This is a genomic window from Stenotrophomonas sp. TEPEL, from assembly GCF_004348785.1.
Classification (GTDB): Bacteria; Pseudomonadota; Gammaproteobacteria; order Xanthomonadales; family Xanthomonadaceae; genus Stenotrophomonas; species Stenotrophomonas indicatrix.
The window spans coordinates 3353156-3373917 of record NZ_QQXJ01000001.1 but is presented as its reverse complement, the minus strand read 5'-3'; the positions used below and the strand labels follow the sequence as shown (position 1 = coordinate 3373917).

Genomic DNA, 20762 nt, shown 5'->3' with positions numbered 1-20762 from the left:
TTGCCCTGCGCAAAGACGTAAGGGGAGGGGGCCTGGCCCGTTTCCAGGAGACAACAGATTTTCGCGAAAGCGGATATCGGTGCACTCAAAGGTACTCATATGAGCATGACTGATCCCATCGCCGACCTGCTGGTCCGCATCAAGAATGCGGCAGCGGTGGGCAAGCAGACGGTGAAAGCCCCGTCGTCCAAAATCAAGGTAGCGATCGCCCAGGTCCTGAAGGACGAGGGTTACATCGCCGACCTGCGCGTGACCGCGCTCGAGAACAACAAGTCCGAGCTGGAAATCGTGCTGAAGTATTTCGAAGGCAAGCCGGTCATCGCGACCCTGAAGCGCTTCTCGCGTTCGGGCCTGCGCCAGTACCGCGGCAAGAGCGAACTGCCGAAGGTCATGAACGGCCTGGGTATTTCCATCATTTCCACCTCCAAGGGCATCATGACTGATGCGCAGGCGCGCCAGCTGGGCGTCGGCGGCGAAGTCCTGTGCTTCGTGGCCTAAGGCGAAAGGAGTAGACCATGTCCCGCGTAGCCAAGAAGCCGATCGACCTGGGTAAGGTTGAACTGAACGTCCAGAACGACAACGTCACCGCCAAGGGCCCGAAGGGCACCCTGTCGCTGGCCAAGCCGGCTGGTATCAACATCAATGTCGAGAACGGCGTTGCCACCCTGAGCACCGACAACGTGGATCTGATCCCGCTGACCGGTACCGTCCGCGCCATCCTGTCCAACATGGTCAAGGGTGTTTCCGAAGGCTTCGAGCGCAAGCTGGAGCTGGTCGGCGTGGGTTACCGTGCCGCCATGCAGGGCAAGGACCTCAGCCTGTCGCTGGGCTTCTCGCACCCGGTTGTGTTCGTGGCGCCGGAAGGCATCACCATCACCACCCCGACCCAGACCGAAATCCTGGTGCAGGGCGCTGACAAGCAGGCCGTCGGTGAAGCCGCTGCCAAGATCCGTGCGTTCCGCAAGCCGGAACCGTACAAGGGCAAGGGCGTGAAGTACTCCGACGAAGTCATCATTCGCAAGGAAGCCAAGAAGGCCTAATTAGGACCTTCCGCTTTCCAGGGAAAAAGATCATGAACAAGAACATCGCCCGCCTGCGTCGCGCCAAGTCGACCCGTGCCCACATCCGTGAGCTCGGCGTTGCACGCCTGTCGGTGCTGCGCACCGGCCAGCACCTGTACGCGCAGGTCTTCACCGCTGACGGCTCGAAGGTGCTGGCTGCCGCCAACACCACCCAGGCCGACGTCAAGGACGGCCTGAAGAACGGCAAGAACGCTGATGCCGCTGCCAAGGTTGGCCGCATCGTCGCTGAGCGCGCCAAGGCCGCCGGCGTCGAGAAGGTTGCCTTCGATCGTTCGGGTTACCGTTACCACGGCCGCATCAAGGCCCTGGCTGACGCCGCCCGCGAAGCCGGCCTGCAGTTCTAAGGGATAAGGGCAGGGGGCTTGATGCCCCCTGTCCGCCTGCTCGCCAGCCTGAGTGAGGCTGGGCGGCGCCGCTCTTCTGCAGCGGCCCTCCGCAACAACGCACCACTCCACAACCATAAGCGGCCTCGAGCCGTACATAACCCAACAACCAAGGAATAAACATGGCAGAAGAGCGTCAGCAGCGGGGTCGCGATCGCGACCGTAACCGCGAAGAGAAAGTCGACGACGGCATGATCGAAAAGCTGGTCGCGGTCAACCGCGTCAGCAAGACCGTCAAGGGTGGCCGTCAGTTCACCTTCACCGCCCTGACTGTCGTCGGCGACGGCGAAGGCAAGGTCGGTTTCGGTTATGGCAAGGCCCGCGAAGTGCCGGTCGCCATCCAGAAGTCGATGGAGCAGGCTCGCAAGAACCTGGTCACCGTTGACCTGAACAACGGCACCCTGTGGCACACCATCAAGGATGGTCACGGCGCAGCGCGCGTGTTCATGCAGCCGGCTTCCGAAGGTACCGGCGTCATCGCCGGTGGTGCCATGCGCGCCGTCCTGGAAGCGGTTGGCGTGAAGAACGTGCTGGCCAAGGCCACCGGTTCGCGCAACCCGATCAACCTGGTGCGTGCCACCGTGAAGGGCCTGACTGCAGCGCAGTCGCCGGCTCGTATCGCGGCCAAGCGCGGCAAGAAGGTGGAGGAACTCAACCATGGCTAATGAGTCCAACAAGACTGTGAAGGTGCGCCTGGTGCGTGGCCTGCGTGGTGCTCAGTCGCGTCACCGCCTGTCGGTGCGTGCCCTGGGCCTGAACAAGCTCAACGATGTCCGTGAACTGAAGGACAGCCCGCAGGTTCGCGGTCTGATCAACACCGTTCACTACCTCGTCAAGGTTGAGGAGTAATCGATCATGACTCTGCGTCTCAATGAACTGAGCCCGGCACCGGGCGCCCGTCAGGAACGTACCCGCGTCGGTCGCGGTATCGGCTCCGGCCTGGGCAAGACCTGTGGCCGCGGCCACAAGGGTTCGTTCGCCCGTAAGGGTGGCGGCAAGATCAAGGCTGGCTTCGAAGGCGGCCAGACCCCCATGCAGCGTCGTCTGCCGAAGATCGGCTTCCGTTCGCCGATCGCCAAGGACACCGCTGAAGTGCTGCTGTACCAGCTGGACAAGCTGCCGGCCGGCGAGATCGACTTCGCTGCCCTGCGTGCGGCCAAGCTGGTCCCGAGCACTGCCAAGAAGGCCAAGGTCGTCGTCAAGGGCGAAGTGACCAAGGCGTTCACCCTGAAGGGTGTTGCTGCCACGGCCGGTGCCAAGGCTGCGATCGAAGCTGCCGGCGGCAGCGTAACGGAGTAAGAGAATCATGGCGCAAGCTGGCATCGGTAACCTCGCGGGCGGAATGGGCAAGTTCACTGAACTTCGCCAACGTTTGCTGTTCGTCGTCGGGGCTTTGATCGTCTATCGCATCGGCTGCTACGTGCCGGTGCCGGGCGTCAATCCCGATGCCATGCTTGCCATGATGCAACAGCAGGGCGGCGGCATCGTGGACATGTTCAACATGTTCTCGGGCGGCGCCCTGCACCGTTTCAGCATCTTCGCGCTGAACGTGATGCCGTACATCTCGGCATCGATCGTGATGCAGCTGGCCGTGCACATCTTCCCCGCCCTGAAGGCGATGCAGAAGGAAGGTGAGTCCGGGCGCCGCAAGATCACCCAGTATTCGCGCATCGGCGCTGTGCTGCTCGCAGTGGTGCAGGGCGGCTCGATCGCGCTGGCGCTGCAGGGCCAGGTGTCGCCGACCGGCGCACCGGTCGTGTACATGCCGGGCATGGGCTTCGTGCTCACTGCCGTGGTCGCACTGACCGCCGGCACCATGTTCCTGATGTGGGTCGGTGAGCAGGTCACCGAGCGTGGCATCGGCAACGGCGTGTCGCTGATCATCTTCGCCGGTATCGTGGCGGGCCTGCCGGGTGCGGTCATCCACACCTTCGACGCCTACCGCGACGGCAACATCCAGTTCATCCAGCTGCTGCTGATCGCCATCGTCGTGCTCGCCTTCACCTTCTTCGTGGTGTTCGTCGAACGCGGCCAGCGCCGGATCACGGTGAACTACGCGCGCCGCCAGGGCGGTCGCAACGCGTACATGAACCAGACCTCGTTCCTGCCGCTGAAGCTGAACATGGCCGGCGTCATTCCGGCGATCTTCGCCTCGAGCCTGCTGGCCTTCCCGGCCACCCTGGCCATGTGGTCCGGCCAGGCTGCCAACCAGAGCACCTTTGGCCAGACCCTGCAGAAGGTCGCCAATGCCCTGGGTCCGGGCGAGCCGCTGCACATGATCGTGTTCGCTGCGCTGATCACCGGTTTCGCGTTCTTCTATACCGCGCTGGTGTTCAACTCGCAGGAAACCGCCGACAACCTGAAGAAGTCGGGCGCGCTGATTCCGGGCATCCGTCCGGGCAAGGCCACCGCCGACTACATCGACGGCGTGTTGACCCGACTGACTGCTGCCGGTTCGGCTTACCTGGTGATCGTCTGCCTGCTGCCGGAACTGATGCGCACGCAGCTGAACGCCTCGTTCTATTTCGGCGGTACTTCGCTGCTGATCGTGGTGGTGGTGGTGATGGACTTCATCGCCCAGGTGCAGGCGCACCTGATGTCCCACCAGTACGAGAGCCTGCTGAAGAAGGCCAACCTGAAGGGCGGCAACCGCGGTGGTTTTGCTCGCGGCTGATTAGCCTGTTATACTTTCGTCTTCCTGACGTGATGGTCCTCCGCTTCGCGGACTCCGGCCACACAAACGAAGGGCGGCCCCCGCAGCGGTTCCGGGTGGGGGTGTGATGAGGTGGTCCCGCGCTGGAGTAGCGCGGGCGGCCCGGGAGGAAACTCCAGGACCAACCCCATCCGGCGCCGGAGCCTGGGCACACTCCCCGGGCCGGGTTCATGAAACCTCTGGTTTCACGGACTTCCAAGTAAACCGGAACCTTGTTAGTATCACTGGTTCACTTTTTTGATCCATCCTGCCGGATCGGCGTGCTTCGAGCGCGCTGTCGGCCATCACTCAGCTGGAGAACCGCGTCATGGCGCGTATTGCAGGCGTCAACCTGCCAGCCCAGAAGCATGTCTGGGTCGGGTTGCAAAGCATTTACGGCATCGGCCGTACCCGTTCGAAGAAGGTCTGCGAAGTCGCAGGTGTCACTTCGACCACCAAGATCCGCGATCTGTCGGAGCCGGAAATCGAGCGCCTGCGCGCCGAAGTCGGCAAGTACATCGTGGAAGGCGATCTGCGCCGTGAAATCGGTATCGCGATCAAGCGCCTGATGGACCTGGGCTGCTACCGCGGCCTGCGTCACCGTCGCGGTCTGCCGCTGCGTGGCCAGCGCACCCGTACCAACGCCCGCACCCGCAAGGGCCCGCGCAAGGCGATCAGGAAGTAAGGGACATATAAATGGCTAAGCCTGCTGCTAAGACCAAGAAGAAGATCAAGCGCGTCGTCACCGACGGCGTTGCCCACGTCCACGCTTCGTTCAACAACACCATCGTGACCATCACCGACCGTCAGGGCAACGCTCTGTCGTGGGCGACCTCCGGTGGCGCTGGCTTCCGCGGTTCGCGCAAGTCGACCCCGTTCGCAGCCCAGGTGGCCGCCGAAAAGGCCGGTCGTGCTGCGCTGGACTACGGCGTGAAGTCGCTGGAAGTCCGCATCAAGGGTCCGGGTCCGGGCCGTGAGTCGGCCGTGCGTTCGTTGAACAACGTCGGCTACAAGATCACCAACATCATCGACGTGACGCCTATCCCGCACAACGGGTGCCGTCCGCCGAAGAAGCGTCGCGTCTAAAGGGAGCGATAAGAAATGGCTCGTTATATCGGTCCTACCTGTAAGCTCGCCCGTCGCGAAGGCGCCGACCTGTCCCTGAAGAGCCCGGCGCGTGCGCTGGACTCCAAGTGCAAGTTGGAGCAGAAGCCCGGCCAGCATGGCGCCACTGCCCGCAAGGGCAAGCTGTCCGACTACGCTACCCAGCTGCGTGAAAAGCAGAAGGTCAAGCGTATCTACGGTCTGCTGGAGCGTCAGTTCCGCAACTACTACAAGAAGGCCTCGACCAAGAAGGGCAACACCGGCGAGAACCTCCTGCAGCTGCTGGAAACCCGCCTGGACAACGTTGTCTACCGCATGGGCTTCGCCGTGACCCGTCCGGCTGCCCGTCAGCTGGTGTCGCACCGCGGCGTCACCGTGAATGGCAAGTCGGTCAACCTGGCCTCGTACCAGGTCAAGGCTGGCGACGCCATCGCCCTGTCTGAAAAGGCTGCCAAGCAGCTGCGCGTCCAGGAAGCCCTGACCGTCGCCGCCCAGCATGACCTGAGCCCGTCGTGGGTTGAAGTGGATTCCGGCAAGTTCTCCGGCATCTTCAAGGCTGTTCCGGATCGTTCGGATCTGCCTGCGGACATCAACGAAGCGCTGATCGTCGAGCTGTATTCGAAGTAATTCACATTGGAGAGCCCCCGGCGACGGCCGGGGGTTCACTAGGAGAACCCGCAACATGACGGTTACCGCCAACCAGGTTCTGCGTCCTCGCGGTCCGCAGATCGAACGCCTTACCGACACCCGTGCAAAGGTCGTTATCGAACCTTTGGAGCGGGGTTACGGGCATACGCTGGGTAATGCCCTGCGTCGCGTGCTGCTGTCGTCCATCCCGGGCTTCGCCATCACGGAAGTCGAAATCGACGGCGTGTTGCATGAGTACACCACGGTCGAAGGTCTGCAGGAGGACGTGCTCGAAGTCCTGCTGAACCTGAAGGACGTGGCCATCCGTATGCACTCCGGCGACAACGCGACGCTGTCCCTGTCCAAGCAGGGTCCGGGCGTTGTCACCGCTGCCGACATCAAGGTCGACCACAATGTGGAGATCCTGAACGGCGACCACGTGATCTGCCACCTGACCAAGGACACGGCAGTGAACATGCGTCTGAAGATCGAGCGTGGTTTCGGCTATCAGCCGGCAGCTGCGCGTCGTCGTCCGGACGAAGAAACCCGTGCCATCGGCCGCCTGGTCCTGGATGCCTCGTTCTCGCCGGTCCGCCGTGTCGCCTATGCCGTGGAAGCGGCTCGTGTCGAACAGCGCACCGACCTGGACAAGCTGGTCATCGATATCGAGACCAACGGCACCATCGACGCCGAAGAAGCAGTGCGTACCGCTGCCGACATCCTCAGCGATCAGCTGTCGGTGTTCGGTGACTTCACCCACCGCGACCGCGGTGCGGCGAAGCCGGCCAACAACGGCGTGGATCCGGTGCTGCTGCGCCCGATCGACGATCTGGAGCTGACCGTGCGTTCGGCCAACTGCCTGAAGGCCGAGAGCATCTACTACATCGGCGATCTGATCCAGAAGACCGAAGTGGAGCTGCTGAAGACCCCGAACCTGGGTAAGAAGTCGCTCACCGAGATCAAGGAAGTGCTGGCCCAGCGTGGCCTGTCGCTCGGCATGAAGCTGGAGAACTGGCCGCCGGCCGGCGTCGCCAGCCACGGCATGCTGGGCTGATAACGCCTTTCTGCAAGACCGCATGGCCCCGTCGGCAACGACGGGGCCATTGCACCAAGGCAACACCGCCACGACGAACGAAGGTTCGCGGGCAGGTCGTCCAGGACGGATGGCCAGGACCAACCGCAGTCCGAGCAGCAGCGCCAGGAAGGCGACAACGATCCGCAAAGCCACATCATTAACCAAGGAATATCACCATGCGTCACCAGAAATCCGGCCGTAAGTTCAGCCGTACCAGCGCCCACCGCGAAGCGATGTTCAAGAACATGGCTGCCTCGCTGTTCAAGCACGAGCTGATCAAGACCACCCTGCCGAAGGCCAAGGAACTGCGCCGCGTTGCCGAGCCGCTGATCACCCTGGCCAAGGTCGACTCCGTCGCCAACCGTCGTCTGGCCTTCGCCCGCCTGCGTGACAACGAAGCCGTCGGCAACCTGTTCACCATCCTGGGCCCGCGCTACGCGAACCGTCCGGGCGGTTACCTGCGCCTGCTGAAGTGCGGCTTCCGCGCCGGCGACAACGCGCCGATGGCCTACGTCGAGCTGGTTGACCGTCCGGTCGTGGCTGAAGCCGTCGAAGAGTAATCGACGCGCGACACCCGTCGTTCGGTGAAGAACCCGGCCTTGTGTCGGGTTTTTCCGTTTTCGGGCTGCGATGATGGACCCACGCCGTGGGTGGATGCTGCGCTCCGCTGTGGCAAGCGCACCGGCGTGTTCCGACGGGCGCGACGTTGTGGCGGTTCGAACGGCGTGCACTCTCGGTTACGCTTGCGGTCCGTACTACACGAGCGTTGCCGATGAATCCTCTGCGCTGGCCTTTCCGCGCCCAGTTCCTGCTGGGCTTCCTGATCTGCGCGGGCCTGCTGGGCTACGCCATCTTCCTGCAGCTGAAGATGGGGCTGGAGCCGTGTCCGCTGTGCATCTTCCAGCGCCTGGCGTTCGCGGCCCTGGGCCTGCTGTTCCTGATCGGCGCCCTGCATGGGCCGTCCAACCGTCCGGGGCGGGCAACCTACGGCATCCTCGCGTTCATCGCTGCCGCCGTGGGCGTGGGCATCGCCGCACGCCATGTCTACGTGCAGATGCTCCCGCCGGAAATGGGGGCGACCTGTGGCCCGCCGCTGGCCTTCCTGCGCGAGACCATGGGGCCGCTGGAAGTGTTCCGCACCGTCCTGACCGGCACCGGCAACTGCGGCAACATCGACTGGACGTTCCTTGGCCTGACCATGCCGATGTGGTCGGGCGTGTGGTTCGTGCTGCTGGCGCTGTGGGCGCTGGTGGTGTCGCTGCGCAAGGTCAAGCACTGAAAGCAAAACGGGATCAGATTCCTTTGCATCCCAAAGGGATCTGCCCCCGCCTGCAGCCACGCATGGCGTGGCTCTACTGTGCTCCGGTAGTGCCGGCCGCTGGCCGGCAACCGCAGGGGCAGTGCAGTCCCGTGCGTGTGCCGGCCAGCGGCCGGCGCTACCTCAGAAATCCTGCTGCAGGCTCAGATAGGCGCCGCGACGTGGTCCCCACTGCGGTGCGAACACGCCGATGCCGCCGCCATCGCGCAGCTGGTAGCTGCGATCCAGCGCGTTGATCACCGCCAGCTGCACGTGCAGCGGATGGCCCCTGTCGGCGTTGAAGTCATGCGCGGCGCTGAGATTGACCTGCAGGTACGACGGCAGCTCGCCGCCATTGGGCACGCCCTCGATGTCCGAGCGCAGGCCGCTGCCGTACACGTAGTTCGCACCGACCCGATTGTGGCCAGCGAACGCATAGCTGACGCCACCGGAAGACGTCAGCTTCTGGTCGTGGTCCAGGTGGATCCAGTTCTGTTGCACGTAGGCCAGTGCATCCGGATCGAGGTTGTACTGGCTGGTGATGACCTGGGTGCCCATGGCCTTGTTGTAAGCGGCATTGAAGTACGCGCTGATCGGCCCGTTGCTGTAGTCGGCGCTGAACTCCAGGCCGTGAATGTGGCCGCGGCGATAGTTGAAGGTGGAATAGATGTAGGCGGCGCCGAACTGGCCTTCGTCCTGCAGGCGGTGCACGCGTCGGTCGTAGGCATCCAGGCCGAGGGTGAGGTGGTCGCCGACCTGCTGTGACACGCCGATATCGTAGTAGTCACTGCGCTCGGACAACGGCGTGTTGCTGCCATCGGCGGGTTGCTGGTTGCTGGTGCCATCGAACAGGGCAAGATCGCTGCCGGCAACCAGTTCGCTGGCGGGCGGGGTGAAGTAGCGCGAATAGCCGGCGTGCACGGTGGTGCTGTCGCTGGCGTTCCAGACCACGCCCAGGCGTGGGCTGAGCTGGCCCTCGGTGTGATCGAAGGCCTTGAAGCGGTCGCCGCGCAGGCCGTAATTGACGGTCCAGTCATCGCCGATCCGCCACTCGTCCTGCACGTACAAGGCTGCGGTGCTGGCGTGGAAGGCATTGCGGTCCGGGATCATCTGCGGCGTGGTACTCGTCTGCCGCCCATCGGCGTCGACCGGGAAGATCCAGCTGCTGTTGTTGGCGGCGGCGTGTTCGTAGTTGCCATACAGGCCATAACGCAGGGTGTGGTTGTCGCCCAGCGGTGTGGAGAAATCGGCCTGCAAGGTGTTGGCGCGGTTGCTGCGCCGGACCTGCGAGGCGACGCCGCTGAACACCAGGTCGCCCACGACGTCCGGGTTGAAGGCCACATCGCTGTAGCGCTGGCCGGCCGAGAGCTGGTACGCGGTCTGGCCGAGCGTGCCCTGCAGCACCAGCATGCCGAAGCGGGTGGTCTCGCGCTGGGTTTCGTCCAGCTGGCTGGAATCGAAGGAGGTGGTGTACAGGTAGTCGAACTGCGGGGTCTGCCCCGGGTTGACCGGGATCTGGAAGCGGTTGTTGGCAACGCCGGCGAACACGCTCAGGCGGGTGCTGTCGTTGACCAGATAGGTCAGGTCGGCAAAGGCCTTCCCTTGGTGGGCGTCGTCATGCAGCGGCCTGCGTGCGCTGGTGGGGTTCTCCAGCCCGACCTCGTTCTGGTCGTAGTTGCCGGTCAGGAACCAGCTCCAGCGCCCCTGGTTGCCCCACCAGGAGGCGTTCGGGTTGACCTTGCCGAACGAACCGGCGGTGATGCCAGCGCTGCCGCCGTTGCCCAGCTCGGCGCCGCTGCGGGTGGTGATATCGACCACCGCGGCAGTGCGTTCACCGAACTGCGCCGGCAGGGCGCCGTCCATCAGGCGGATGCTCTTGATGGTGCGGGCATCCAGGGTCTGGCCGAAGCCGGAGATCGATTCGGGCAGCAGTACGCCGTTGATGCGGTACTGCAGGTTGGCGTGGTCGCCGCGCACGTGCACGCCGCCGTAGGAGTCCTGGACCACGCCCGGGGCCTGCAGCAGCACCTGGCTGAGCGGGGCGGAGGCGCCCAGCGGCTGCTTCTGGATGTCCTCGGCGGTGATCTGGTACTGGCTGCTGCCGATGTCCGGTGACAGGGCGTTGCGGGCCTGGTCGAGCTGAGCACTGACGGTGACTACGTCGAGGTCCTTGACCGCAGCCGCGCTGGCATCAGTGTCGGCGGCAAGCACGGATTGGCTGGTGAGGATCAGGGCGAAGGTGATGGCGGTGGTGAGCAGGGAGGGCTTCATGGGAAATGGGCAGGGGAGGAGGAGGAGGGGCCGGTCCATGAGGGAGTGTTACTCCGTAACAACTGCGTGCCGATCATGCGCCTGTCCGGCGATGGCGACCATGCCGTTTCTGGCCGATCACACGGTCCCTTTCCACACCGTTCAGGCAGTCATGAGCGGGCCCGGCCCTTTGCGCCAGCGGCTGGCTCTGCGACCATGACCGCCCCCCACCCCGGATGTCCGTGATGAGCCTGTCCGCCGTTCCGCCCGCCCCCGATCCTGCCGCCATCGCTGCTGGCGCCGCCTGGTCACCGGAGAGCTGGCGGGGCAAGACCGCGCTGCAGATGCCGACCTATCCCGATCCGGTGGCACTGGATGCCGCGCTGCACGAGCTGAAGCGGCTGCCGCCGCTGGTGACCTCGTGGGAGATCCTGGCGCTGAAGCAGCAGCTGGCCGACGCTCAGGAAGGCAAGCGTTTCCTGTTGCAGGGCGGCGACTGCGCGGAGAATTTCAGCGACTGCGAATCGGGCACGATCTCCAACCGGTTGAAGGTGCTGTTGCAGATGAGCCTGGTGCTGGTGCACGGCCTGCGCCAGCCGGTGATCCGCGTCGGCCGTTTCGCCGGGCAGTACGCCAAGCCGCGCTCGGCCGATACCGAGACCCGCGACGGCGTGACCCTGCCCAGCTACCGCGGCGATGTGATCAATGCGCCGGCTTTCACCGAGGCAGCGCGCCTGCCCGACCCGAAGCGGATGCTGCAGGCCCACGCGCATTCGGCGATGACGATGAACTTCGTGCGGGCGCTGATCGATGGCGGCTTCGCCGACCTGCACCATCCCGAATACTGGAACCTGGAATGGGTAAGCCATTCGCCGTTGGCTGCCGAGTACCAGAAGATGGTGGCCTCGATCGGTGATGCCGTGCACTTCATGGAGACCCTGGCCGGGGCCCGCGTGCACAACCTCAACCGCATTGATTTCTACACCTCGCATGAAGCGCTGCTGCTGCCCTACGAGCAGGCGTTGACCCGGCAGGTGCCGCGCCAGCAGGGCTGGTTGAACCTGAGCACGCACTACCCGTGGATCGGCATGCGTACCGCCGCGCTGGATGGCGCGCACGTGGAGTACCTGCGCGGCGTGCGCAATCCGATCGCGATCAAGGTGGGCCCGTCGGTGACGCCGGACCAGTTGCTGCGCCTGATCGATGTGCTCAACCCGGATGACGAGCCGGGCCGCCTGAGCTTCATCCACCGCATGGGCGCGGCGCAGATTGCGCAGAAGCTGCCGCCGCTGCTGGATGCGGTCAAGCGCGATGGTCGCCGCGTGCTGTGGGTATGCGATGCGATGCACGGCAATACCGAAAGCACCGCCAATGGCTTCAAGACGCGGCGCTTCGACAACGTGCGCGGCGAGGTCGAGATGTCCTTCGACCTGCACGCGGCCGCAGGCACCCGTCTGGGCGGCGTGCATCTGGAGCTGACCGGTGAGGATGTGACCGAATGCACCGGCGGTGCGCGCGAACTGACCGAGCGTGACCTCGAGCGCGCCTATCGTTCGACCGTCGACCCGCGTCTGAACTACGAGCAGTCGCTGGAGATCGCGATGGCGATCGTGCGCAAGCAGGAGCAGGTGCGGTAGGGGTTGGCTTCTGCAGGGCTGCGCCCTGCACCTGCAGAGGCCACTGCCAGAGCAACAGCAAGAGCGGCATTCCGTGGTTGGCGGGGCGGTGTCGGAGTGCGGGGGCGCCGCAAGTACGTCCCTGTAGGCTTGGCAGCCGCATCCATGCGGCTGACACCCCGCACTCCGACACCCGCACTCCGACACGCCCAACCCTGGTCTTGCCGTGTGCGCAGGACAGCGCACACGAGCAAGGCGCGACCGAGCTTACATGGACGTACTTGCAGCGTCCCCCGCCATCTGTCCCCTCCCCGCCATCCCGAGGAATGCAGGCTTTTGCTGTTGCTGTTTCTGTTGAGGTTGCCGGCCAGCGGCCGGCACTACCGCGGGTGCAGGGCGCAGCCCTGCCGAACACCCCCGCCTACATTCTGCTTACGAACGACTGACATTGTGCTCATGGTGCATGGGCCACGCTGTAGTTCGGTGCTTACAGCGAGGATGCATGGTGGTCTGGCAACAGCTGCAGCAGTACCTGTGGCCGATCGGCAGCGCCCTGGTGGTTGGCGGCCTGGGGGCTTGGGCCGTACTGGCCCTGTACCGCCGCCTGCGCGGGCGTGACCGGCGCCGTGCGCGCATTGGCCGGGTGATCGGACCGCCGCTGGCTCTTGCACTGCCCGTGCTGTTGCTGGTTCCGGCGCTGCAGACCACGCCATTGCCGGAACACACGCTCGATCAACTGCTGCGCGTGCTGCACATCGCCCTGACCGCCTGCTTCATCTGGTTGCTGGTGCGCGGCGTTGCGGCGGGTGAGCGGGCGATCCTGCGCAGCCACCCGATCGATGTGTCGGACAACCTTGAAGCGCGCCGCATCCAGACCCAGACGCGAGTGCTCAGCCGCGTGCTGATGGGCGGCATCATCGTGCTCGGTGCTTCGCTGGTACTGCTGACCTTCCCGATGGTGCAGAAGATCGGCACCGCACTGTTGGCGTCGGCGGGCCTGATCGGCCTGGTGGCGGGTATCGCCGCCAAACCGGTGTTCGGCAATCTGATCGCGGGTCTGCAGATTGCGGTGACCCAGCCGATCCGGCTCGATGATGTGGTGATCGTCGAGGGCGAATGGGGGCGCATCGAAGAGATCGGCAGCAGCTACGTGGTGGTGCGCATCTGGGATGAGCGGCGGATGGTGGTACCGCTGACCTGGTTCATCGAGCACCCGTTCCAGAACTGGACACGACGCAGTGCCGACCTGCTGGGTACGGCTTTTCTATGGCTGGACTACCGTGCGCCGATCGCGGCGATACGTGCCGAGCTGGAACGCATCTGCCAGGGCCAGCCGCTGTGGGATGGGCGGGTGTGCGTGACCCAGGTGACCGAGACCAGCGAGCGCGCGATCCAGGTGCGGTTGCTGGTCAGTGCGCGCAGTTCCGGTGATGCGTTCGACCTGCGCTGCCTGGTGCGCGAACGCATGCTGGATTTCCTCGCACGCGAACATCCGCAATCGTTGCCGCAGGTGCGCGCGCGCCTGCAGCGGGACGATGAGCTGGATATGCCGCGGATGCGGCGTGCAGGCAGCGCCGATGTGCGTTCACCCGGTGCGGAGGATGGTGAGGCGGCCATCGCGCCGGCGGAGCCGCGCCCGGAATGGTAGCGCCGGGCCATGCCCGGCGGATTGCAGAGTGCCGCTGCGCTCGCCGGGCATGGCCCGGCGCTGCCATCCATTGGATCAGGGATCGCCGGATTCGATCAATGCGTCGGTATCGAAGCGCGGCGGACGCCTGGCACGGGTGCGCTGCTCATACGCGTAGGCCATCTCGATCAGCTTCGGTTCGCTCCAGGCCGTGCCCATGAACAGCAGCCCCGCCGGCAGGCCATCGATCTGGCCCATCGGCACGCTCAGGCTGGGGTAGCCGGCGACGGCGGCGACACTGTAACTCTCACCGGGGAAGTCATCGCCGGTGCTGCGCAGGGGCCAGGCCACACCGGTTGTCGGTGCGACCAGCGCATCCAGCTTCTGCGATGCCAGCACTGCATCGATGCCTTCCGGGCCCGCCAGCCGCCGCGCATCGCTGCGCGCGCGGATGTAGACGGGATCGCCCAGGCCTGGAGTCGCCTGGGCTTCCTGCAGCAGCTCCTGGCCGAACAGGCCCAGTTCCTGGCCCTTGTGTGCCTCGTTGAAGGCGATCAGCCCGGCCAGGCTGCGCAGTGGAGCCTGGTACGTGTTGAGGTAGCGCTCCAGCCCCGCCTTGAATTCGTACAGCAGGACGATGCGCTCGGCATCGGCCCAGGCATCCGGGTGGGGCAGTTCCACCGGCACCACCACGGCGCCGGCGCGGCGCAGCTCAGCGACCGCCTGCTCAACCAGTGGCGGCATCCCGCGGTACTTCAGCAGCGGGGTCTGCAGCAGGCCGATGCGCTTGCCGCGCAGGCCCTGTGGATCCAGGCGTGCGGTGTAGTCGTAGACTGCCCGGCCGGGCATGGTCGCGGTGGCGGGATCGGCGTCGTCGCGGCCGGCGATGGCGGTCAGCACGGCGGCGGCGTCGGCGACGCTGCGCGTCATCGGGCCCGCAGTGTCCTGGCTGAAGGAGATCGGGATGATGCCTTCGCGGCTGACCAGGCCGACGGTCGGCTTCAGGCCAACCACGCCGTTGATCGCGGCGGGGCAGACGATGCTGCCGTCGGTTTCAGTGCCGATCGCCACGCTGGCCAGGTTGGCGGCCACGGCCACCGCGCTGCCGCTGCTGGAGCCACAGGGGGAATGACTGAGGCGGTAGGGATTGCGGGTCTGGCCGCCACGCGCACTCCAACCGGAGATCGAGTCGTTGCCGCGGAAGTTGGCCCACTCGCTGAGGTTGGTCTTGCCCAGTACCACTGCGCCTGCCTCGCGCAGGCGGCGGACCAGGTAGGCATCGCCGGGGCGGAAGCCCTGCAGGGCCAGCGAGCCGGCACTGGTGGCCATCGGTGCGGCGTTGATGTTGTCCTTCAGCAGGATCGGGATGCCATGCAGTGGTCCGCGCAGGCGGCCGGCACGGCGCTCCTGGTCGCGCTGTGCGGCTTCCTTCAGGGCATCGGGGTTGAGTTCGATCACTGCACGCAGGCGTGGCCCGGTGCGGTCCAGGGCGGCGATGCGCTTGAGGTAGGCGCCGGTCAGGGTGACGCTGTCGAGCTCACCGGCGACCATCCGCGCCTGCAGGTCGGAGACTTCGGTCTCGGCGTAGGGGAAAGGCATAGAGCTGTTGCCGGGTTCACCAGCATGCGCGGTGGACGCGGCCGGGCTGCAGCCAGCAGCCAGCCCCGCAGGCAACGCGGCGATGAGGAAGGACAGGAGGGGCGGCAAGGACAGGCGCATGGGGCAGCTTCGACGGCTCCGATCCCCAGTGTAGCGGCTGCTCAGCGGCGGCGCTTGCGCAGGTCGCGCGCCAGCACGTAGACGACGACCAGGTTGATCGCCAGCACCGTCCACGAGGCCCAGCCGGGATGGCGGACGATCGCGTAGATATCGAAGGGCAGGTAGATGGAGGCGGTCAGGCAGCCCAGCCAGGAGGCCCATGCCCTGGCTTTCCACAACCCCCAGGCTTCGACCAGGTGCAGCAGGCCGTAGCCGATCATCGCCGCCGCGGCCAGGTGCACCGCGTCGGGGCTGATCATGTTCAACAGCGAGGGCAGGGTGCCGTGATCCGGGTCCAGGCTGAAACGCCGGATCAGGGCATTGACGCCGTCGCGAAGCGGCTGCGGGCCGAGAATTTCCAGCCCGGTGGCCGCCAACAACGCCAGCATCGCCTTGCTCGCTTCGAGCAAGGCGATGACATGGAGGCCCGGATGCCGGTGTGGATCCGGGTTGTAGCCGTTCTGGCTCACGGTGCGCTGGATCAGCCGCCGCGCGAGTTCTTCTTGCGGTCGCTTTCGGTCAGGAACTTCTTGCGCAGACGGATCTCCTTGGGGGTGATCTCGACCAGCTCGTCGTCTTCGATGAAGTCCAGGGCCTGTTCCAGCGAGTACTTGATCGCCGGGGTCAGCTGGATCGCATCGTCCTTGCCCGAAGCGCGCATGTTGGTCAGCGGCTTGGTCTTGATCGCGTTGACGGTCAGGTCGTTGTCCTTGGAGTGGATGCCGACCAGCTGACCTTCATACACGTTGTCGCCTTCAGCAGCGAACAGCTTGCCGCGTTCCTGCAGCGGGCCCAGCGAGTACGCGGGGGTGGTGCCCGGCGCATTGGCGATCATCACACCGTTGATGCGCTTGGCGATGGCGCCCTGTTCCTTCGGGCCGTAATGGTCGAACACGTGGAACAGCAGGCCCGAACCCTGGGTGAGGGTCTTGAACTCGTTCTGGAAGCCGATCAGGCCACGGGCCGGGATCTGGTACTCCAGGCGCACACGGCCCTTGCCGTCCGATTCCATGTTCTTCAGCTGGCCCTTGCGGGTGCCCAGCTTTTCCATCACGCCGCCCTGGTGGACTTCTTCGATGTCCACCACCAGCTGCTCGATCGGCTCCATGGCCTGGCCGTCGATCTGCTTGATGATCACTTCCGGGCGCGACACGGCCAGCTCGTAGCCTTCACGACGCATGTTCTCGATCAGCACCGACAGGTGCAGTTCGCCACGGCCGGAGACCAGGAACTTGTCGGCGTCTTCCAGCTGTTCGACCTTCAGGGCCACGTTGTGGACCTGCTCGCGGTCCAGGCGGTCCTTGATCTGGCGGCTGGTCAGGAACTTGCCACCGGACAGGTCCTTGTTGCCGGCGAACGGCGAGTTGTTGACCTGGAAGGTCATCGAGATGGTCGGCTCGTCGACCGTCAGTGCCGGCAGGGCTTCCGGGGTGTCCGGGTGGCACAGGGTGTCGGAGATGGTCAGTTCCGGGATACCGGAGATGGCGACGATGTCACCGGCTTCGGCGCTGTCCTGCTCGATGCGCTCCAGGCCCAGGAAGCCCAGCACCTGGGCGACCTTGCCGTTGCGCTTCTTGCCTTCACGGTCGATCACCGCGACCTGCATGTTCTTCTTCAGGGTGCCGCGCTGGATGCGGCCGATGCCGATCACGCCCACGAAGTTGTTGTAGTCCAGCTGGCTGATGCGCATCTGGAACGGACCTTCCGGGTCCACTTCCGGCTTCGGCGCGTGCTGCATGATCGCTTCGTACAACGGGGTCATGTCGCCGTCGCGCACGGTGTCTTCCAGGCCGGCGTAGCCGTTCAGGGCCGAGGCGTAGACGATCGGGAAGTCCAGCTGCTCATTGGTGGCGCCGAGCTTGTCGAACAGGTCGAAGACCTGGTCGATCACCCACTCCGGACGCGAGCCCGGACGGTCGACCTTGTTGACCACGACGATCGGCTTGAAGCCCATCGCGAAGGCCTTCTGGGTGACGAAGCGGGTCTGCGGCATCGGGCCGTCCATCGCGTCGACCAGGATCAGCACGGTGTCGACCATCGACAGCACGCGCTCGACCTCGCCGCCGAAGTCGGCGTGTCCGGGGGTGTCGACGATGTTGATCCGGTTCTTGATACCGGTCTTCTTGTCTTCCCAGGTGATGGCGGTGTTCTTGGCCAGGATGGTGATGCCGCGTTCCTTTTCCTGGTCGTTGCTGTCCATCACGCGCTCGGCGAGGACGGTACGCTCGGACAGGGTGCCGGACTGCTTCAGCAGCTGGTCGACCAGGGTGGTCTTGCCATGGTCGACGTGGGCGACGATGGCGATGTTGCGAAGATTTTCGATGGACATGCGAAAGGGGGCCAGTCGGCGCCGGATTTGGAAAAAGAAGTCCAACATTATACGTCTAACTTGACGATTGGCGAAAACCTGGATTTCAGGACTGCTGAGGCCCCCATTCAGCCTGCCCCCCGGCGCTGCCCGTCCACAGGCTGAAGACCCTGCCTGCGCGCATGGTCGAAGCCGCCCATGCCACGGGGGAGGTGTATCCTTATGGGGCTGATTACACACCCCGCATCCCAAGGATCTGCATGTCCCTCATCGCCACTTTCGACACCACCCAGGGCCCGATCAAGGTCGAGCTGTTCGCCGACAAGGCGCCGCTGACGGTCGCCAACTTCGTGAACCTGGTCAAGCGCGGCTTCTATGACGGCCTGATCTTCCACCGCGTGATCCCCGATTTCATGATCCAGGGCGGCTGCCCGCAGGGTCGTGGCACCGGCGGCCCGGGCTACAAGTTCGAAGACGAGAAGAACGGTGTGAAGCACCAGGTCGGCTCGCTGTCGATGGCCAACGCCGGCCCGAACACCAACGGCAGCCAGTTCTTCATCACCCACATCAAGACCGATTGGCTGGACGGAAAGCACACCGTGTTCGGCCAGGTCCTGGAAGGCCAGGCGATCGTTGATTCGGTCAAGCAGGGCGACGTGATCCATTCGATCACCCTGGAAGGCGACACCGACGCCGTGCTCGCCGCCCAGGCAGAGCGCGTGGGTGAGTGGAACAAGATCCTCGCCGCCTGATCCAATACCCGGACGGCCCCCTGCAGAGGGGGCCGTTTCCATGTTGCGGCCGCCCCGCCAGGCCTGTCCCCGCCCGCGCGGCCATCTCCCACAACGCTACTTAGCTTCTTAGCAGAGGAAATCCCCATGAAAGCACCTGTTCGTGTTGCCGTGACCGGCGCCGCCGGCCAGATCGGCTACGCCCTGCTGTTCCGTATCGCCTCCGGTGAAATGCTGGGCAAGGACCAGCCGGTCATCCTGCAGCTGCTGGAGCTGCCGGTCGACAAGGCCCAGGCCGCCCTGAAGGGCGTGATGATGGAACTGGAAGACTGCGCGTTCCCGCTGCTGGCCGGCATGGTCGGTACCGACGACGCTGAAGTCGCCTTCAAGGACGCCGACATCGCCCTGCTGGTCGGCGCACGTCCGCGCGGCCCGGGCATGGAGCGCAAGGATCTGCTGCTGGAAAACGCGAAGATCTTCACCGCCCAGGGCGCCGCACTGAACAAGGTCGCCAAGCGTGACGTGAAGGTGCTGGTGGTCGGCAACCCGGCCAATACCAACGCCTACATCGCCATGAAGTCGGCGCCGGACCTGAACCCGCGCAACTTCACCGCCATGCTGCGCCTGGACCACAACCGTGCGCTGAGCCAGCTGTCGACCAAGCTCGGCAAGCCGGTCGCCGGCATGGAGAAGCTGGTGGTGTGGGGCAACCACAGCCCGACCATGTACCCGGACTACCGTTTCGCCACCGCCGATGGTGCATCGATCGCCGATGCGATCAACGACCAGGAGTGGAATGCGAACACCTTCATCCCGACCGTCGGCAAGCGCGGCGCGGCGATCATCGAAGCCCGCGGCTCGTCCTCGGCAGCTTCGGCGGCCAACGCAGCGATCGACCACGTGCGTGACTGGGTGCTGGGCAGCAACGGCAAGTGGGTCACCATGGGCGTGCCGTCCGACGGTTCCTACGGCATTCCGGAAGGCGTGATCTTCGGCTTCGCGGTCACCACCGAGAACGGCGAGTACACCCTGGTCAAGGATCTGCCGGTCGACGACTTCAGCCAGAAGTACATCGACAAGACCCTGGCCGAGCTGGAAGAAGAGCGCGCCGGCGTCGCCCACCTGCTGGGTTGATGCGGTCGGTGCCGGCACCCTGCCGGCACCTTTCCATCAGGGCAGGTACCGGCTGTTGGCCGGTACGCAGGAAACGGGGAGGCTTCGGCTTCCCCGTTTTCGTATGGAGTACCTGGCAACGACATGATCCTTCTGCATTACATCGACGACGCGCTGCTGGTGGCCGAGAAGCCGGCCGGCCTGCTGTCCGTGCCCGGCCGCTCGGCGGAGAACCAGGACTGCGTGGTCGCACGGCTGCAGGCGGTGTATGCCGATGCGTTGACCGTGCATCGCCTGGACCAGGTCACCTCTGGCCTGCTGTTGCACGCACGCGGCAAGGACATGCAGGTAGCGCTGTCGATGCAGTTCGAGAAGCGCCAGGTGGGCAAGCGTTATGAAGCCATCGTGCAGGGGCTGCTGGAAGATGATGCCGGTGAAGTGGACCTGCCGCTGATCGTCGACTGGCCGAACCGGCCCCGGCAGATGGTCGACCACGAACGCGGCAAGCCGGCACTGACCCGATGGCGGGTACTGTCGCGTGACACCGAGGCGCAACGCTCGCGCGTTGAACTGGAACCGGTCACCGGCCGCAGCCATCAGCTGCGCCTGCACATGGCCAGCCTGGGTCATCCGATCGTCGGCGACGTGCTGTATGGCGCAGAGGTCGCGCCGCGCGTGTGCCTGCATGCGCGGAAGCTGCAGTTCACCCATCCGGTGACGGGCGAGGCGCTCGCGTTCGAGTCTGCGACTCCGTTCTAGAAGGGTAGGGTGTTCGGCAGGGCTGCGCCCTGCACCTGCTACGAACCGAAGCAACGTCTAAAGCCAAGGCAGATCTGGTTTTCTGCGTGTTGGGCGGGGCGGTGTGGGTTGGCAGGACACGCCGTAAACCCATCCATGGGGGCTCGATGGCGCCATCCATGGCGCCAACGGTCCTGCCAACCCACACCGCCCCGCCTTCGACAGATCTCCGGTGACGGAGGTCTGTGCGCGCTTTGCGTGGATCAAATCCATCGGAATCGAATATTTCGACAAGTGAACGAAAAGCATCCACGCATGGCGTGGATCTACGTTTCGACCAAGGTCGACAGCTACCAACAGC

The 20762-nt window shown here is 64.9% G+C and carries 22 protein-coding genes; 18 read left to right on the top strand and 4 right to left on the bottom strand.

What is annotated here, in order from left to right; genetic code table 11:
* Positions 1 to 99: 99 nt before the first annotated feature.
* The 13 genes from rpsH to TEP_RS15425 all read left to right on the top strand — a co-directional run bounded on the left by rpsH (position 100) and on the right by TEP_RS15425 (position 8242).
* Positions 100 to 498, top strand: coding sequence for a 30S ribosomal protein S8 (gene rpsH, locus TEP_RS15485; RefSeq protein WP_025879311.1), 399 nt, complete (start codon positions 100 to 102; stop codon positions 496 to 498).
* Positions 499 to 515: 17 nt separating this feature from the next.
* Entirely contained in the window at positions 516 to 1040 is a 525-nt protein-coding gene (gene rplF, locus TEP_RS15480) for a 50S ribosomal protein L6 (protein ID WP_049470500.1), read from the top strand.
* Positions 1041 to 1072: 32 nt separating this feature from the next.
* Positions 1073 to 1426 carry a 50S ribosomal protein L18 gene (gene rplR, locus TEP_RS15475; RefSeq protein ID WP_049470503.1) on the top strand — a complete coding sequence of 118 codons (354 nt, stop codon included), beginning with the start codon at positions 1073 to 1075 and terminating at the stop codon, positions 1424 to 1426.
* Between the two features lie 161 nt (positions 1427 to 1587).
* Entirely contained in the window at positions 1588 to 2130 is a 543-nt protein-coding gene (gene rpsE, locus TEP_RS15470) for a 30S ribosomal protein S5 (protein ID WP_049470506.1), read from the top strand.
* Complete coding sequence (gene rpmD, locus TEP_RS15465) at positions 2123 to 2314, top strand: 50S ribosomal protein L30 (protein WP_004145412.1); 192 nt, start codon at positions 2123 to 2125, stop codon at positions 2312 to 2314. Before rpsE ends, rpmD begins: the two co-directional genes overlap by 8 nt.
* A 6-nt stretch (positions 2315 to 2320) precedes the next feature.
* Positions 2321 to 2764 carry a 50S ribosomal protein L15 gene (rplO, locus tag TEP_RS15460; RefSeq protein ID WP_049470509.1) on the top strand — a complete coding sequence of 148 codons (444 nt, stop codon included), beginning with the start codon at positions 2321 to 2323 and terminating at the stop codon, positions 2762 to 2764.
* 7 nt (positions 2765 to 2771) lie between these two features.
* Positions 2772 to 4139: a preprotein translocase subunit SecY gene (secY, locus tag TEP_RS15455; RefSeq protein WP_025879317.1), complete on the top strand. Its 1368-nt coding sequence runs from the start codon at positions 2772 to 2774 to the stop codon at positions 4137 to 4139.
* Positions 4140 to 4485: 346 nt separating this feature from the next.
* Positions 4486 to 4842, top strand: coding sequence for a 30S ribosomal protein S13 (gene rpsM, locus TEP_RS15450; protein ID WP_025879318.1), 357 nt, complete (start codon positions 4486 to 4488; stop codon positions 4840 to 4842).
* Between the two features lie 11 nt (positions 4843 to 4853).
* Positions 4854 to 5243, top strand: coding sequence for a 30S ribosomal protein S11 (gene rpsK / locus TEP_RS15445; RefSeq protein WP_004145443.1), 390 nt, complete (start codon positions 4854 to 4856; stop codon positions 5241 to 5243).
* A 15-nt stretch (positions 5244 to 5258) separates the two neighbouring features.
* Positions 5259 to 5888 carry a 30S ribosomal protein S4 gene (gene rpsD / locus TEP_RS15440; RefSeq protein ID WP_025879319.1) on the top strand — a complete coding sequence of 210 codons (630 nt, stop codon included), beginning with the start codon at positions 5259 to 5261 and terminating at the stop codon, positions 5886 to 5888.
* A gap of 55 nt (positions 5889 to 5943) precedes the next feature.
* On the top strand, positions 5944 to 6942 hold the full coding sequence (gene rpoA, locus TEP_RS15435) for a DNA-directed RNA polymerase subunit alpha (protein WP_049470514.1): 999 nt from the start codon (positions 5944 to 5946) through the stop codon (positions 6940 to 6942).
* Between the two features lie 197 nt (positions 6943 to 7139).
* Positions 7140 to 7523 carry a 50S ribosomal protein L17 gene (gene rplQ / locus TEP_RS15430; RefSeq protein WP_025879321.1) on the top strand — a complete coding sequence of 128 codons (384 nt, stop codon included), beginning with the start codon at positions 7140 to 7142 and terminating at the stop codon, positions 7521 to 7523.
* Positions 7524 to 7735: 212 nt separating this feature from the next.
* Positions 7736 to 8242, top strand: coding sequence for a disulfide bond formation protein B (locus tag TEP_RS15425; RefSeq protein WP_025879322.1), 507 nt, complete (start codon positions 7736 to 7738; stop codon positions 8240 to 8242).
* A 162-nt stretch (positions 8243 to 8404) separates the two neighbouring features.
* Here TEP_RS15425 and TEP_RS15420 read toward each other — a convergent pair whose 3' ends face one another.
* Positions 8405 to 10531: a TonB-dependent receptor gene (locus TEP_RS15420; protein WP_132825861.1), complete on the bottom strand. Its 2127-nt coding sequence runs from the start codon at positions 10529 to 10531 to the stop codon at positions 8405 to 8407.
* A 224-nt stretch (positions 10532 to 10755) separates the two neighbouring features.
* Between TEP_RS15420 and TEP_RS15415 the strand changes: the two genes are divergently transcribed.
* Together TEP_RS15415 and TEP_RS15410 are read left to right on the top strand one after the other, a co-directional pair.
* Positions 10756 to 12147, top strand: coding sequence for a 3-deoxy-7-phosphoheptulonate synthase class II (locus TEP_RS15415; RefSeq protein ID WP_025879324.1), 1392 nt, complete (start codon positions 10756 to 10758; stop codon positions 12145 to 12147).
* Positions 12148 to 12628: 481 nt separating this feature from the next.
* The gene (locus tag TEP_RS15410) at positions 12629 to 13774 is read left to right on the top strand and encodes a mechanosensitive ion channel family protein (protein WP_170919619.1); all 1146 of its coding nucleotides are present in this window, start codon (positions 12629 to 12631) and stop codon (positions 13772 to 13774) included.
* Between the two features lie 75 nt (positions 13775 to 13849).
* On the opposite strand, the gene TEP_RS15405 is transcribed toward TEP_RS15410, so the two are convergent.
* The 3 genes from TEP_RS15405 to typA are packed head-to-tail and all read right to left on the bottom strand — an operon-like array spanning position 13850 to position 17840.
* Complete coding sequence (locus TEP_RS15405; RefSeq protein WP_132825860.1) at positions 13850 to 15472, bottom strand: amidase; 1623 nt, start codon at positions 15470 to 15472, stop codon at positions 13850 to 13852.
* A 41-nt stretch (positions 15473 to 15513) separates the two neighbouring features.
* A complete protein-coding gene (locus TEP_RS15400) occupies positions 15514 to 15981 on the bottom strand; it encodes a DUF2127 domain-containing protein (RefSeq protein WP_093817443.1) in 468 nt (155 codons plus the stop codon).
* Between the two features lie 11 nt (positions 15982 to 15992).
* Complete coding sequence (gene typA, locus TEP_RS15395; RefSeq protein ID WP_132825859.1) at positions 15993 to 17840, bottom strand: translational GTPase TypA; 1848 nt, start codon at positions 17838 to 17840, stop codon at positions 15993 to 15995.
* 239 nt (positions 17841 to 18079) lie between these two features.
* Here typA and TEP_RS15390 point away from each other — a divergent pair, with 239 nt between their 5' ends.
* From TEP_RS15390 to TEP_RS15380, 3 genes are all read left to right on the top strand, one after another.
* Entirely contained in the window at positions 18080 to 18571 is a 492-nt protein-coding gene (locus TEP_RS15390) for a peptidylprolyl isomerase (protein ID WP_049467937.1), read from the top strand.
* 126 nt (positions 18572 to 18697) lie between these two features.
* Positions 18698 to 19684, top strand: a complete 987-nt coding sequence (locus TEP_RS15385) for a malate dehydrogenase (RefSeq protein ID WP_025879435.1) — start codon at positions 18698 to 18700, stop codon at positions 19682 to 19684.
* Positions 19685 to 19807: 123 nt separating this feature from the next.
* A complete protein-coding gene (locus TEP_RS15380; RefSeq protein WP_132825858.1) occupies positions 19808 to 20422 on the top strand; it encodes an RluA family pseudouridine synthase in 615 nt (204 codons plus the stop codon).
* The last annotated feature ends 340 nt before the right edge of the window (positions 20423 to 20762 follow it).